This is a genomic window from Burkholderia sp. 572, assembly GCF_040545135.1.
In the GTDB taxonomy this organism is placed as follows: Bacteria; Pseudomonadota; Gammaproteobacteria; order Burkholderiales; family Burkholderiaceae; genus Burkholderia; species Burkholderia cepacia.
The window spans coordinates 338,493-352,989 of sequence record NZ_JBEPLH010000006.1; the positions used below are offsets into that span (position 1 = coordinate 338,493).

Consider the following 14,497-nt stretch of genomic DNA (forward strand, 5'->3'; position numbering starts at 1 on the left):
CGATACCCGGATCGATTGAAGGCCGAAAGCGCGCATTCCGGGAAGAAGATTGCGCGCGCCGGGCGGGTTGCGTTGAAGGTCAGGAATACACGTCCGCGATCACGCGTCGAACGGCAAACGCCAGCGGATCGACCTCGTGCACCCCGATGCTGAGCCTCGCATCGAACGACGCCGCAAGCTGCTCGAGTTGACCGAAAGCGTATCCGGGGTCCGCGGTGACAATGGTCACGAAGGCCATACCCCGGCGATATCCCGCCTTGACATCGATGCGAACGCCGCCCGGAAACCGCTGGTGAAGCGCTTCGCGAACCAGGCCGATATCGATCTCGCCGGGTTCCGCGCGCCGGCCTTTCCGAGGGGTGACATTACGCACGAAAAAACAGGCGCTGACGCGCACTTCCGGGCCGTCGATGGCGCCGACATGCGCACCTTGCCGATAGGCGAGCACCGCGAGCCGCTTGCGCCGCTCGATTCCCGATACCAGGACACACGTGCCGGCGACGTTGGTCTGGCCTTCCGCGATCATTTGCGCGAATCGAACCGCCCGCTCGCCGGAATCCTCACGCGAGCCGAAATGCAGCGCAAGCCTTGGCGTTCGACCGATTTCCGCGCCGAGCCGCTTCTTGACCGACAGCATGGCCGCGTCGTCGATGTCGTCGAACACGAGTTCCGCGGCGAGCGGGCGACCGGCGCAATAGTCGGTGAGCAGTTGCCGAATCTCGACGAGTTCACCTGGCGCGCCGTCACCCTGCAGCTCGAGCGTGACGAGGACGACCTCTCCATGCAGCCAGGTCCTGGCGGCGGGATGGGGCTTCCGGGCGGCCAGATCGCGTGCGTCATCCGCGCCTGACGCACGCACCGCGGCCAGCAGGAACACGTCGTGGGCGTGGATGCCGCCGGGCACCACGTATGCGCCTTTCTTCCAGGCCAGCGCACGCAATTCCGGAAACAGGTCGTCTGCCTCGTATCCCGTCGCGATCACCGAGCGGCCGATCGCCGCCAGCTCGCGAGGCGACCCTCCGCCCGACAAGCCCGGCCCCGCGACCGCTTCTTCCTTGAACAGGCGCTTCCACTCGGACGAATACTCGGCATCGGGCGCCCATGACGGCAGCAGTTGTGCGAGGTAGGCGTCCGCATCCGCGATGGTCTCGAATTTCGCGACCATCACGCACTCACCGCTGTTGTTGCCGGAGAAGGCCTGCCACACGCTGACCGGCGGCGTTGACCGGGTTCGACCGGCATCTGCGCCGCGACGTGCACAACCGCGCCGCGCACTGGGTTGCTCGAGGTACGCACGCGCGTTGCGCCACCCGTGCAGGATGTCCTCCGCACTGGCGGCAGGCAGGCCGCCGTCCTGGAACGAACAGCCCTGCATGCGCTGATCGGGCGTGATGGAGACGAAGTCCAGCCCCGCGCCGCAGTCGCCACTGCCATCGGCTCCGTCGAACAATCTGGATACGGGCACCGCGTCGCCGAAGCACACCGACAGGCGGCAGGCGATCGGCGAATCCTGCACGATGGCCGCGAGCTGCGCGCGCCCCCTCGGCGAAAGGTGCCTGCGCAAATCGGGGCCGATGTAGGACAGCAACGAGACATCCTGACAACCCAGCGCGGCCAGTTCGGCCAGCAGGGCGGGGAGGCCCGGCAGCACGGCGTCGTCGACGATCAGGTTGGCGCCCCACCTTTGCCCGTATTCCGAGAGGACCGTGCCCGCGTCGCGCCAGCGCACGTCGTCGTAGAGCGAGACGCGGACCTGGCCGAAGCGGCCCGCGTAGGGCCCGAACGTGTTGCGCCGGATCAGCGTTCCATTGGTCGTGACGTTCAGCGCAAGCGGCGTGGTGTGATGGAGGATGTCGATCAGCTCGGCGAATCCACGGAACGCGAACGGCTCTCCGCCGCCGAAGGCGACTTCCAGCGTGCCTGCCGCGGCGAGGCCGCGAAGGACGCCGGCGGCCGACTGGACGGACCAGGCGCTGTCGCGCCGCACATCACGCGAGCAGAAGTCGCAGGACAGATTGCACTTGTTCGTTATCCCGAACATCACGACCCGGGGTGCGAGGCGCCGCAAGTGGCGGGTCGCCGCGTTCTCGATCCGGACGTGCGTTCCTGTCGCGGGGTGAAAGCGCAGCAGCGCGCCGTCCAGCGGATACGCCCTGAATGCATTGCGGTCAAAACCAGTGGAAACCGGCATCGGCGAGGCCCTCTGTCTTTTTTGTCGAGGATCCCCGTGAACCCGGTGGCAGCACGGGAAACCGTCATATTTGAAGCAACTCGCGCAGTCACCATCCGTTGCCTCGCTGAGCATGAATGGCAGGCGCGGGGAATGGCGCAAGGCGCTTCACGCTCGGGGAGAATGAAATCCTCGAGCGCGTCGCGCCCGAAAGGGAAATCATCCCGGCGTGTAGCCGGCAGCCGACACGCGCGGCCGCCGTAGAGTCGCACCGATTATAACGGCGGCCCGATCACGGTCCGGCCTGCGAGGTCAGATGCGGTCGAAGTTGAACGGCGTCACGTCCGGCAGGCCTTCGACCCGTTGTACCTCGACGCTGCACCCAGTGCGGAGCGTGTCGATCGTGCGGCGCGCCTCGAGTGCCTTCTTTGAAACGACCCATCAAGCCGGACGGCAAGCGGATCGCGGAGAAGTGAACTGCGATGCTTGCTCGAGGTCATTGCGGTGCATGCGCAGCCGCCGTAGGATGGCGGGAGACGTGCGTTTCACATCACGTCATCTTGGCGACATCTTTCTCACGTACATCTATTGCACTTCGCCAGTCCGCGGGGTGCCGATTTTTCAAGGAAGACCGACCATGGCGGCAAAACGCCTTCGCATCAACATGATTACCCGTCGCCAGTCGACGTTCGACGGCCGTCATCTCGACACCGAGGCGGTACGCCGCTACGACGCGCAAGTGCAAGACGCGATTCCCGCCCAATTGAAAGGCACGCAGGGTGCCGAGGCGGAATGGCTGCCGCGCGTGAAGGTGAGCGAGCGGTAACCGGATACATCGATTCCGCCGTCCGGCCGCGCGCCCCTGTTTCGATCGATGTGAAACGCGCCCGCCGGACGGCGGGCGCATGATGACGCGCGACGCAAGCGTCTCTTCGTTCGCGAATTACTGGCTGGTGGCCAGCTCCGCTGCGGGGACCTTCACGACGGGCCGCAGACCGATCACGAGCGGACGTGCCTCAGTGGACAGCGCGCTCACGTCGCCGCGATTGGCGCGCACGATCAGGCCCGCCACCGCATTCAGTGCGCTCATGAACGCGCCTTCGAGCCAGCCGCCGAGGTGGCTGTAGCTGTCGCTGGCGATGAAGAAGCGGTTGTCGAGCGACGCGGCGAGCGCATGCGTGTGATACCGGAAGCACAGGTTGCTCTGGTGATGGTCGCCCGTCATGTCGAGCTTGAAGCCGCCGGCCGTCTTGTTGGTCGTCCAGTCGAAGACAAAGCGGTCCGCCGTGCGTGCTTCCGCGAGCAGCCGATAGAACCACCACGGTTGTGCGTTCGACGCGCCCGCATACTTCACGTACCGATACGCGCGATTCACCATCGTCCGGTACATCCCGTCCGCCGTACCGGTCTCGGTTGCCGGGTTTTGCGGATACAACCCGAAATCGTGCTGAAGCCGGGTCGAATCATCCTCCCACGTGTAGCTGGCGAGCAGGCTCGAATACTCGGGCGCCTGGCCGTCTTCGACGATGGGGCTCGGTACCACGTAGCTCGCCGCGAGGCCGCTGTCGGAGACGACGGCCTTGATCGGTTCGCCGCGCCATTGCGGGACCCACGGCTGGTCGAGCGCGGCGGTCTTGACGGTGGCGAACACCTTCGACGAGCGCGCCATGTGAAGCTGGCCGATCGCCGTGACGATCCGGGCGTTTGCAGCGGGGCTGCTATCGCTCAGCAGAAGCGGCGGATAGACCTGGTTGTACGTATGCGTTTCGAGGCCCAGGCCCGCGTCCCCCAGATTCTGGCTGGCGGCATGTTCGAAGCCGCTGCGGCTGACGATCGGCGTCAACTGATCGTGCGGGACGGCGAGAATCACGAAATCGTAGGCTTCGGAATGGACGGCGTTATGGCTGTCGTATGACAGCAGTTGTGCGCGCGCCGACGCGGTGCCGGAATGACAGGCGTTCGCGACGCGTTCCTGACGAACCTGGACGACCAGCTTGCCGGCGCCGACGTCCTGGGCCTTGAGGAACAGATTCCGGATGAACTCGACGTTTTCCGTGACCGGCAGCGTGTATTCGTTCGAATAGTCCCAGAGGATCAGCCGCATCATCTCGACCAGCGAGATGTTGTACAGCGGCTTGAAGCCGCCGGTGCCGAAGCCGAAGCGGCCGAACAGTTCGACGTAGTAGCTGATCGATTCATCGACGTCGAGCACACCGTCGACCGGCGGCAGCGTTCCCTTCTCGAACGCAACCGTCACGATCTCGCGGACGGCCGCACCGAGCGTCAGGCCATCGTATTGCGCGATGAACTCGGGCCAGTACTTCGTCTGAATCCGCTCGAGGGCATCGGCCGGCGGCGTAGCCGCATTCAGGATCGCCGCGATCTTGGCCGGATCCACATTGGCGATCGGATACATCGCGACATTCTCGCCTTGCGGGTTGCCCACCAGCCCGCCGGCGACGACGCCCAGTACCTTCAACGTCGGCGAATCCGGATCTTCCCAGTCTTTCGGATCGCTCCCGACATAACGATCGACCCGATTGCCGAACACGAATTCGGTCGGCACCTTGCCGGGATTCGGAAATACCTTGATCGGTGCCGCGTCCCCGAATGCGGCGGACGCATAATGCCAGGTCAATCCGGCGATTTCCGGAAAGCGCATCGCGCCTACTTCGTAAATGGTGTCGCCGCTGGCGGGATCGCCGTTGTGAACGAGCGCCGCCGACACTCTTCCGGCCTTCAGCCCGCGTACCTTGATCGCATTGATTCCCGGCCGGTCATGAAGAAACGAATCGGGATCGGCTTCGTAGATCTGCACGTCGATGCCGCTTCCTGCCGGCAACGTCGCCGCGAGCCGGCCCAGTTCGTAGAGTGCGGCGATGCCGCCTGCTCCGCCGCCGACGATGGCGATCCTGTAGTTGCCGGCGGGCAGCGTACCCAACGGCGCGGCGGCGGCAAGCGGATAGGACACCAGCGCGGAATCGGGATGCCGGTAGTTGATCCCGCTCAACCGGGCTTCACCAACGGTGGTGGCAATCTTCTTCTCGTCCTTCAGGCCGAGCAGCCGGGGAATGACGGTAACGCCCATGACGTTTCTCCATCGAGAGAGTGGAAACCGCACGATATCGATCCCGCTTGCCGCTGGCACAGCGCGTCGGGACCGATTCAGGACAACGACAACGCATTGCGAACGAAGCTTGCGCAGTATGCGAATGCGGTTTCGCCAAATCAATCAATTTTTGTTTGAGAAACGATCGAGGAGAATGAGCGAAATGATGGAAAAGAGGCAGGCTTGGGAAGGGGGGATTTCGTGGCGGTAAAAGTCGCGGGATCCCGATCGAATCGCCGACCAATCTTCGGATTGCAGAACACGCGACCGGTGAAGCGCGCGGTCAGCTGCGCAAGCACCGCCGACGGGCGACGCCTGCCTCGACATCCTCGAAAATGCGCCTCCCCGTGCTCGATGAACCGGGGAGGCGCCTCGCCAGCCTGACCGAGCCGTCAAAGGTCCGACCGCACGCAACGGTCAGTTCGACATCCCGAATCGCGGATCGATATATGCATCGACATTCTGCGACTGCTTGTACACGCCGTTGCGCACGTTGAACGCATTCGCGTTGCGCGTCGAGCCATAGATCGAATCGAGACCGTCGCCCTTGCGGAACGCACGCTTCGCGGCCGCTTCGTCGAGCAGGTGCGTGCCTTTCAGCAGCGGGAGGTATTGCTCCGGCGTGAGCCCGACGCGCGCGGACATGATCCTGACCGCATCTGCCTGCGTCTTCGGGTCGTTGATGTACGCGACGCAGCGGTACCACACCTTGATCACCTTGGCCCAGTCGGCCCGGCGCGCGGCGAGGCTCGCGGGCGCGACCGTGATCGCATCGTAGATCAGCCCCGGCGCGTCGGCCGACGTGAAGATCGCGCGTGCGCCCGGTGCGCGCTTCAACGCCTCGTTCGCGTTCGGCTGCCATGCGGCGACGGCGGCGACATCGGTCGACGAGCCGAGCACCTGCGGCAGTTCGTTGGTCTTCGCATTGACCAGCGTCACGTCGCCATCCTTCAATCCGTGCTTCTGCAGCGCGGTTTCGAGCAACAGGTGATCGACGAGGCCGAGCTCGACGCCGACCTTCTTGCCCTTCAGCCCCTCGACGCTGCGCAGCGGCGGCTTCGCGATGATCATGTCGTTACCGGCGGAATAGTCGGTCAGCAGGATCATCACGTTCTTCGCGCCGGATGCGCCCGTCACGAGCGCATCGCCGTTGGTTGCCGCGACCGCGTCGAGCTTGCCCGCGGAAAACGCGTCGAGCGACGCCGAGTAATCGAACCATTCGAAATCGACGTCGACGCCGGCCTCCTTGAACCAGCCCTTGTCGAGCGCGACCTGGAACGCGACCCAGCCGGGCCAGTCGCTGTAGCCGATCTTCAGCGGCGCCGCCGCGTGAACGGCGGGCGCCGCGAGCAGCGCCGCAGCCGTGGCGGCGGCACCCAATGCGCGACGGGCGGAACGGAAGGACAGCAGGCGGCGGAGTGCCGAGGCGGGACGGGTCATTGTGTTTCTCCAGGAGACCGGGATCGGGATCGTCGATACGGACCGTGCAGGAGCACGGTCCGGCTGCGTAGCCGGTTCCTGCGGATGCGGAACGAACGAAGCGGCCACGGAGAGGCGCGATGGCCGTTGCCATCGCCAGTCTCCCGGGCTTTTGTCCCGCCGTGTAGCGCGTGCGCGTCCGCTCTCGCGATCGGACGAACCCGTGCCGGGCTGCTCTCGGACCAGACGTTCGATGAACCGGAACCCTAGCATCCCTAAGATGCGACGCCGCCGCACCTCTCGGCGTCATGCCGAGCGAGAACCGTGCCAACGACGTGCGACGAGGGCGGCTCAGCGGCGGCGCGCGGCGCGTTGCAGTTCGATGAAGCGGGCGGAGAAGAGGGCTGTCAGCGCGCGCCGGAGCAGGTCGAGCTTGTTCATGAGCGGTTGGATGTCGAGTGAAGGTGCCGCCATCGATGCAATGCCCATGCCATTGCGGATCGTGCCGTGCATGCGCATGCGACACGCACTGCGCCGGTGCGGGATCGCGTTCGCCTGGTGCGCGGCACGCCCGCCGCGAGGGCACGGGGCCGCCGCCATGTCGTGCACGCGGCGCACGTGCGGGCCGCCGCACCGCGTTGTGCGGCCGTTTCGTCGAGGCTGGCACGCAACTCGCTTGATCGTTGCCCGAGAGGTGCGAAGCAATTTGCATCATCTTCAGGATCGCTAGGGTTCCGGTCATGCGGCGTTCGCGCCGCACGATGCCTGGTCCGAGAGCAATCCGGTCTTGCCTTCGCCTCGATACGAGGCAGCGGTGAGGCTCCACGGAGGGATAAAAGCCCGGGAGGTCGCGATGTCGTTCGGTCGCCCTCTCACGCCTTTTATCCAACCGACCACGGAGCCGCCATGTCGCCGAGCCCCCAAGCCGTCCTCGCCCCACCCCCGCACGTCGCGTGGGAAACGCTGATTCCCGCCGGCACCCACTGGTCCGGCATCCTGCGCCGCGGCCTCGCGCTGCGCATCGTCGATGTCGAAGGCGGCGCGAACCTGTCCGCCGTATTTCATCGCCAGGAAGACCCGCTCGAACGCTACAACATGGCCGATACGCTGAAGGCGCAGCACACCGCGCATCTCACGCGCGGCCATGCGCTGTACACGGACATGGGGCGCGTGATCGCGTCGATCACGGCCGACACGCTCGGCTGGCACGACCCGCTCGGCGGCGTCGGCGATGCGCGCCTGTTCGCACACAAGTACGGCACGACGACGTACCAGGCCGATCGCAACGCGATGATCCGCAACGGTCGCGACAGCCTCGTGCTCGAGCTCGCGAAGTACGGGCTGTCGGCGCGCGACCTCGCCGCGAACGTCAATTTCTTCAGCAAGCTCGAGACGGGGGACGACGGCACGCTCGATTTCGTCCCCGGTCATTCGACGGCCGGCAGTGCCGTCGACCTGCGCTTCGAGATGAACACGCTCGCGGCATTCTCGACCGCGCCGCATCCGCTCGATCCGCGCGCGGACTATGCGCCGAAGCCGGTGAAGCTGATCGCGTACCGCGCGTATCCGGCGGACGCCGCCGCACCCGAATACGATCCGTGCCGGCGCGCGTGCGCCGAGAACATGCGCGGCTTCACCAACACCGACCGCCTGTTCGCGTAAGGAGCCGCACCATGCCGATCATCGAAAGCCGCCTCGACCCGCGCGACGCGATCCACGACATCACGCTGAACGCGGGCGAACCGTGGCTGCACGACCTGAAGCGCGGGCAGGTCTTCCGCATCCTCGACCTCGAGGGCAACCAGGCCGTCGACACGCTGTTCTACCGGTCCGACGACCCCGAGGAGCGCTACAGCGCACAGGACACGATCCGCGCGCAGCGCAACCTGTACCTGAGCGCCGGCAGTGTGCTGCTGTCGAGCCGGGGCAACGCGATGGCGACGATCGTCGCCGATACGTGCGGGCGTCACGACACGCTCGGCGGCGCATGCGCGGCCGAGAGCAACACGGTGCGCTATGCGCTCGACAAGCGGCACATGCACAACTGCCGCGACAGCTTCCTCAATGCAATCGCGCACTGCACGTGCGGCACGGGCGCGCGGCTCACCAAGCGCGACCTCGTCGGCAACGTCAACTTCTTCATGAACGTACCCGTCACACCGCTCGGCGGGCTGACGTTCGAGGACGGCATTTCCGCGCCCGGCAAGTACGTCGAGATGCGCGCGGAGATGGACGTCACCGTGCTGATCTCGAACTGCCCGCAGCTGAACAACCCGTGCAACGGCTACAACCCGACGCCCGTGCGTCTCACCGTGTGGGAGGCCGAATGAGATTCGCCAAAGTCCTCGTTGCGAACCGCGGCGAAATCGCGTGCCGCGTGATCCGGACGCTGAAGCGGCTCGGCATCGCGTCGGTCGCGATCTACTCGGACGCCGACCGCGACGCGCGTCACGTGACGCTCGCGGACGAAGCCGTGCGGGTCGGCCCCGCGCCGGCGTCGGAGAGCTACCTGAACGTCGCGGCGATCCTCGCAGCCGCGCGCGAGACGGGCGCGCAGGCCGTGCATCCCGGCTACGGCTTCCTGTCCGAGCATGCCGGTTTCGCCGATGCATGCGAAGCGGCCGGCGTGCGCTTCATCGGGCCGCGCGGCGACCAGATGCGCGCGTTCGGCCTCAAGCACACCGCGCGCGCGCTCGCGGCCGCTCAGGGTGTCGCGCTGCTGCCGGGCACGGGCCTGCTCGACGACGTGGCGACGGCGCTCGCCGAAGCCGATGCGATCGGCTATCCGGTGATGCTGAAGAGTACGGCCGGCGGTGGCGGGATCGGCATGTCGTTGTGCCGTGACGCCGCGCAGCTCGAGGCGGCCTTCGAATCCGTCGTGCGGCTCGGCAACGCGAACTTCGCGCATGCGGGCGTGTATCTCGAGAAATTCGTCGAGCACGCGCGGCATATCGAAGTGCAGATCTTCGGTGATGGCCGCGGCGGCGCGATCGCGCTCGGCGAACGCGATTGCTCCGTGCAGCGCCGTAACCAGAAGGTGATCGAGGAGACACCCGCGCCGGACCTGACCGATGCCGAGCGCGACACGCTGCACGCGAGCGCGGTGCGGCTCGCCCGCGCGGTCGGCTACGCGTCGGCCGGCACGGTCGAGTTCGTGTTCGACGCGAACGCGCGCCGCTTCTATTTCCTGGAAGTGAACACGCGGTTGCAGGTCGAACATTGCGTGACCGAAGCAGTCACCGGCATCGATCTCGTGGAATGGATGATCCTGCAGGCCGAAGGCGACCTGCCGCCGCTCGACACGCTCACCGTCGCGCCGCGCGGCGCGAGCATCCAGGTGCGGCTCTATGCGGAAGATCCGCGCAAGCAGTTCCAGCCGAGTGCCGGCGTGCTCACGCATGTCGCCTTTCCGGACGACGTGCGCGTCGACGGCTGGATCGACGCGGGCACCGAGGTCAGCGCACATTACGATCCGTTGCTCGCGAAGCTGATCGTGCGCGGCGATACGCGCCTCGACGCGCTGGCGGCACTGCAGGCCGCGCTGGCGCGGACCGAGCTGTACGGGATCGAAACCAACCTCGACTACCTGCGCGCGATTGCCGGCTCGGACACGTTCGCGCGCGGCGCGCCGACGACGGCGTTCCTGTCGCGCTTCGCATTCGCGCCGCACACGATCGACGTGCTCGACAGCGGCGTGCAGACCACCGTGCAGCAGACGCCCGGGCGCGTCGGTTACTGGAGCGTCGGCGTGCCGCCGTCCGGTCCGATGGACGATCGCGCGCTCGATCTCGCCAACGCGCTGCTCGGCAACGCACGCGACGCGGCCGGGCTGGAATTCACGATGGTCGGCGCGACGCTGCGCTTCAACACCGCGACGCTGTTCGTGCTCGGCGGTGCGCCGCTCGCGGCAACGCTCGACGGCGAGCCCGCGCCGTTCTGGCAGGTGCTGCGCGCTCGACCGGGCACGGTACTGAAGCTCGGCGGCGTGACGGGCGCGGGCGTGCGCGCGTGCCTGGCCGTGAAAGGCGGGCTGCAGGTGCCCGACTATCTCGGCAGCAAGGCCACCTTCACGCTCGGCCAGTTCGGAGGTCACGCGGGGCGCGCGCTGCGCAAGGGCGACGTGCTGCATCTGCATGCGGACGCGGGGCGCGGCGACGCCGGCGCGACGCTGGCCGACGACGAAATTCCCGCCTTGACGCATGCATGGACGCTCGGTGTGCTGGACGGCCCGCACGGCGCGCCGGACTTCTTCACGCCGGACGACATCGCGATGCTCTACGGCACGCAGTGGACGGTCCACTACAACTCGAGCCGCACCGGCGTCCGGCTGCTCGGACCGAAACCGCAATGGGCACGCGCGGACGGCGGCGAGGCCGGCCTGCATCCGTCGAACATCCACGACAACGCGTATGCGATCGGCGCGGTCGATTTCACCGGCGACATGCCGGTGATCCTCGGCCCGGACGGCCCGAGCCTCGGCGGCTTCGTGTGCCCGGTGACGGTCGTGCGCGACGAGCTGTGGAAGCTCGGGCAGTTACGGCCGGGCGATACCGTGCAGTTCGTGCGCGCGGCCGCGTCGGCCGGGAAGCCGGCTGCTGCGGTCGCGCAACCGACGCGCGACGTCGCCACTGCTGCCTCCGCTACGCCCGGCGAATGCGTGCTGCATCGCGATCCGTCGGCGGGCGGCGGCATCGGTGTCGTCTACCGGCGCTCGGGCGACCGCAACGTGCTGGTCGAATACGGGCCGCTCGTGCTCGACCTGAACCTGCGTTTTCGCGTGCACGCCCTCATGTGCTGGCTCGACGCGCACCGGTTGCCCGGCATGCTCGACCTGACACCGGGCATCCGCTCGCTTCAGGTGCAGTTCGATGCACGCGTGCTGCCGCTCGATGCACTGCTCGCGCATCTGCAGACTGCGGAGCGGGAACTCTCCGACGTGGCCGACATGCGCGTGCCGAACCGCATCGTGCACTTGCCGCTGTCGTGGGACGACCCGTCGACGCGCGTCGCGATCGAGCGCTACATGCAGTCGGTGCGGCCCGATGCGCCGTGGTGTCCGAGCAATATCGAGTTCATCCGGCGGATCAACGGGCTGGCGAGCATCGACGACGTGAAGCGCATCGTGTTCGACGCGCGTTATCTGGTGATGGGGCTCGGCGATGTTTACCTCGGTGCGCCGGTCGCGACGCCGATCGATCCGCGGCACCGGCTCGTGACGACCAAATACAACCCCGCGCGCACCTGGACACCCGAGAACGCGGTCGGCATCGGCGGCGCGTATCTGTGCGTGTACGGCATGGAAGGGCCCGGCGGCTACCAGTTCGTCGGCCGTACCGTCCAGATGTGGAACCGTCACCGCACCACGCGGGAGTTCGAAGCCGGCAAACCGTGGCTGCTGCGCTTCTTCGACGAGATCCGCTTCTACGAAGTCAGCGAGGCCGAGCTGGCTGCGCTGCGCGCGGATTTCATCGCGGGCCGCGCGTCGCTGAAGATCGAGGAATCCGTGTTCGACCTGGGCGCGTACAACCGCTTCCTGCGCGACGAGGCGGAGTCGATCGCGACGTTCAAGGCCGCGCAGCAAACCGCGTTCGAAGCCGAGCGCGAGCGGTGGCGGGCGGCCGGGCACGCGGAGTACGTCGGCGAAGCGGAGCAGGGCGACGCGCAGGCGGCGCGGGAAACGACCGCGCTCGACGATACGCAGCGCGCGATTGCCGCGGACGTGTCGGGCAGCGTGTGGAAGGTGCTGGTCGAACCCGGCGAGCGCGTGACCGAAGGGCAGGTCGTCGCGATCGTCGAATCGATGAAGATGGAGGTGGCGGTGACGGCAATGGAAGACGGCACGATCGAGACAATCGATTGCGCGCCGGGCGCGGCGGTCGTGGCCGGCCAGCGGCTGATGGTGCAGAAGACCGGCGCCGCCGAGGAGGTGGCATGAGCACGACACAACGTTCGCCGCTGCCCGGGCCGGGCTCGATCGCCGCGCTGCGCGCGCGCTACGAGGCGGGCACCCTGACGCCGCACGCGCTCGTCGACGCGATCGCCGCGCATTTCGACGCGGGCGATCCGCATCATGCGTGGATCCGGCCGCTGACGCACGCCGAGATGACGACCTACGCAGACGCGCTGGCCGGGCGCGACATCGCGTCGCTGCCGCTCTACGGCGTGCCGTTCGCGATCAAGGACAACATCGACCTCGCCGGCATTCCGACGACGGCGGCCTGTCCGGCCTATGCGTACACGCCGGATCGCAGCGCGCCCGTCGTCGAGCGATTGATCGCGGCCGGCGCGATTCCGGTCGGCAAGACCAATCTCGATCAGTTCGCGACCGGGCTGTCGGGGCAGCGCTCGCCGTACGGCGCGTGCCGCAATGCGCTCGATCCGCGCTATGCGTCGGGCGGGTCGAGTTCCGGGTCGGCGGTGGCGGTCGCGCTCGGCGTCGCGGCGTTCTCGCTGGGTACCGACACGGCCGGTTCCGGGCGCGTGCCGGCAGCGTTTCACGGGCTCGTCGGACTCAAGCCGACCCGCGGCGTGCTGAGTACGCTCGGCGTCGTGCCGGCTTGCCGGTCGCTCGATTGCGTGTCGGTGTTCGCGCACTCGCCGGCCGACGCACGGTCGGTGTTCGCCGTCGCGCAGGGCGTGACCGAAGGCGATCCTTACGGGCGCGCATGGCAGCCGCTGCCGGATGTCGACCGGGGGCGTTCGCTCGGCCAGTGGGGTTTCGGCGTACCGCGTGCCGATCAGCTCGAATTCTTCGGCGACGAATCGTATCGTGCGGCCTGGGAGGCGGCGCTCGAACGCCTGCGGGCGACGGGCGCGCGGATCGTCGAGATCGATTTCAGCCCGTTCCTGGCCGCCGCGCGGCTGCTCTACGAGGGCCCGTGGGTTGCCGAGCGGCTTGCCGCACTCGGCGCATTCGCCGCGCGGGAGCCCGATGCGCTCCATCCGGTGATTCGCACGATCGTCGGCGGCGCGTCGCGCTTCAGCGCGGCCGACGCGTTCGCCGCGTTCGACCGGCTCGCGACGCTGCGCATCGAGGCGGGCCGCGCATGGGCCGGGCTCGACGCGATCGTGATGCCGACCTCGGCCACGACCGCGACCGTGGACGCGCTCGAAGCCGATCCGATCGGCATCAATTCGCGCTTCGGCTACTACACGAACTTCGTCAACCTGCTCGACCTGTCGGCGATCGCGGTGCCTGCGGGCGTCTGCAAGACCGGGGCGCACGCAGGGTTGCCGTTCGGGATCACGTTCGTCGGCCGCGCGCACGACGATGCGCGGCTGCTCGATCTCGCGCAGGCGTGGGGCGACGGCGATCAGGCTGTCCGTGAGGCCGGGGGCGCTGCAACGGCGGACGCGGCGCCGACGGAATCCACCGGCGTCGTGCGCGTGGCCGTCGTCGGTGCGCATCTGCGAGGCGAGCCGTTGAACGGGCAGCTCACGCAGCGACGCGCGCGTTTCGTCGCGGCGACGACGACGGCGGCCACGTACCGTCTCTACGCGCTGTCCGGCGCGGCATCCGGCGGCAGCGTCGCCAAGCCGGGGCTCGTGCGCGTGCCGGACGGCGGTGCGCCGATCGCGGTCGAGATCTGGGAGATGCCGGTCGACGCGTACGGCAGCTTCGTCGCGGGCATTGCGGCGCCGCTCGGCATCGGCACGCTGACGCTCGCCGACGGGTCGCGCGTGCAGGGCTTCCTGTGCGAAAGCGCGGCGCTCGACGAGGCGACGGACATCACGCGCTTCGGCGGCTGGCGGGCTTACCGCGCCCACGCCGCGGGCAGCGCCTCGCAATGAACGTCCGG

The 14,497-nt window shown here is 67.6% G+C and carries 9 protein-coding genes and 2 riboswitches; of the genes, 5 read left to right on the top strand and 4 right to left on the bottom strand.

Annotation, left to right across the window (positions count from 1 at the left end; all coding sequences use genetic code 11):
* Positions 1-79 precede the first annotated feature (79 nt).
* A complete protein-coding gene (locus tag ABIC51_RS14470) occupies positions 80-2,191 on the bottom strand; it encodes a radical SAM protein (protein WP_226128572.1) in 2,112 nt (703 codons plus the stop codon).
* A 616-nt stretch (positions 2,192-2,807) separates the two neighbouring features.
* Between ABIC51_RS14470 and ABIC51_RS14475 the strand changes: the two genes are divergently transcribed.
* Positions 2,808-2,996, top strand: coding sequence for a hypothetical protein (locus ABIC51_RS14475; protein WP_027792696.1), 189 nt, complete (start codon positions 2,808-2,810; stop codon positions 2,994-2,996).
* Positions 2,997-3,113: 117 nt separating this feature from the next.
* Here the strand turns inward: ABIC51_RS14475 and ABIC51_RS14480 are convergent, their stop codons facing one another.
* The 3 genes from ABIC51_RS14480 to ABIC51_RS14490 all read right to left on the bottom strand — a co-directional run bounded on the left by ABIC51_RS14480 (position 3,114) and on the right by ABIC51_RS14490 (position 7,211).
* A complete protein-coding gene (locus ABIC51_RS14480) occupies positions 3,114-5,258 on the bottom strand; it encodes a flavin monoamine oxidase family protein (RefSeq protein ID WP_226128574.1) in 2,145 nt (714 codons plus the stop codon).
* A gap of 438 nt (positions 5,259-5,696) precedes the next feature.
* On the bottom strand, positions 5,697-6,719 hold the full coding sequence (locus ABIC51_RS14485; protein ID WP_060063862.1) for an ABC transporter substrate-binding protein: 1,023 nt from the start codon (positions 6,717-6,719) through the stop codon (positions 5,697-5,699).
* Positions 6,720-6,857: 138 nt separating this feature from the next.
* A riboswitch (guanidine-I (ykkC/yxkD leader) is annotated at positions 6,858-6,979 on the bottom strand.
* 70 nt (positions 6,980-7,049) lie between these two features.
* Positions 7,050-7,211 carry a hypothetical protein gene (locus ABIC51_RS14490; RefSeq protein WP_205571892.1) on the bottom strand — a complete coding sequence of 54 codons (162 nt, stop codon included), beginning with the start codon at positions 7,209-7,211 and terminating at the stop codon, positions 7,050-7,052.
* Between the two features lie 202 nt (positions 7,212-7,413).
* Positions 7,414-7,547: riboswitch (guanidine-I (ykkC/yxkD leader) on the top strand.
* A 57-nt stretch (positions 7,548-7,604) separates the two neighbouring features.
* Here ABIC51_RS14490 and ABIC51_RS14495 point away from each other — a divergent pair.
* Genes ABIC51_RS14495 through atzF form a run of 4 tightly spaced genes read left to right on the top strand, consistent with a single transcriptional unit; the run spans position 7,605 to position 14,489 of the window.
* Entirely contained in the window at positions 7,605-8,360 is a 756-nt protein-coding gene (locus tag ABIC51_RS14495) for an urea amidolyase associated protein UAAP1 (RefSeq protein ID WP_226128576.1), read from the top strand.
* Between the two features lie 11 nt (positions 8,361-8,371).
* Complete coding sequence (locus tag ABIC51_RS14500; protein ID WP_027792692.1) at positions 8,372-9,028, top strand: urea amidolyase associated protein UAAP2; 657 nt, start codon at positions 8,372-8,374, stop codon at positions 9,026-9,028.
* Positions 9,025-12,633: an urea carboxylase gene (uca, locus tag ABIC51_RS14505; RefSeq protein WP_226128578.1), complete on the top strand. Its 3,609-nt coding sequence runs from the start codon at positions 9,025-9,027 to the stop codon at positions 12,631-12,633. Before ABIC51_RS14500 ends, uca begins: the two co-directional genes overlap by 4 nt.
* Positions 12,630-14,489, top strand: a complete 1,860-nt coding sequence (atzF, locus tag ABIC51_RS14510; protein WP_226128580.1) for an allophanate hydrolase — start codon at positions 12,630-12,632, stop codon at positions 14,487-14,489. Before uca ends, atzF begins: the two co-directional genes overlap by 4 nt.
* The last annotated feature ends 8 nt before the right edge of the window (positions 14,490-14,497 follow it).

Coding starts and splice junctions, on each gene's coding strand:
- ABIC51_RS14470 (WP_226128572.1), bottom strand. CDS start 2,191: ATGCCGGTTTCCACTGGTTTTGACCGCAATGCATTCAGGGCGTATCCG.
- ABIC51_RS14475 (WP_027792696.1), top strand. CDS start 2,808: ATGGCGGCAAAACGCCTTCGCATCAACATGATTACCCGTCGCCAGTCG.
- ABIC51_RS14480 (WP_226128574.1), bottom strand. CDS start 5,258: ATGGGCGTTACCGTCATTCCCCGGCTGCTCGGCCTGAAGGACGAGAAG.
- ABIC51_RS14485 (WP_060063862.1), bottom strand. CDS start 6,719: ATGACCCGTCCCGCCTCGGCACTCCGCCGCCTGCTGTCCTTCCGTTCC.
- ABIC51_RS14490 (WP_205571892.1), bottom strand. CDS start 7,211: ATGCACGGCACGATCCGCAATGGCATGGGCATTGCATCGATGGCGGCA.
- ABIC51_RS14495 (WP_226128576.1), top strand. CDS start 7,605: ATGTCGCCGAGCCCCCAAGCCGTCCTCGCCCCACCCCCGCACGTCGCG.
- ABIC51_RS14500 (WP_027792692.1), top strand. CDS start 8,372: ATGCCGATCATCGAAAGCCGCCTCGACCCGCGCGACGCGATCCACGAC.
- uca (WP_226128578.1), top strand. CDS start 9,025: ATGAGATTCGCCAAAGTCCTCGTTGCGAACCGCGGCGAAATCGCGTGC.
- atzF (WP_226128580.1), top strand. CDS start 12,630: ATGAGCACGACACAACGTTCGCCGCTGCCCGGGCCGGGCTCGATCGCC.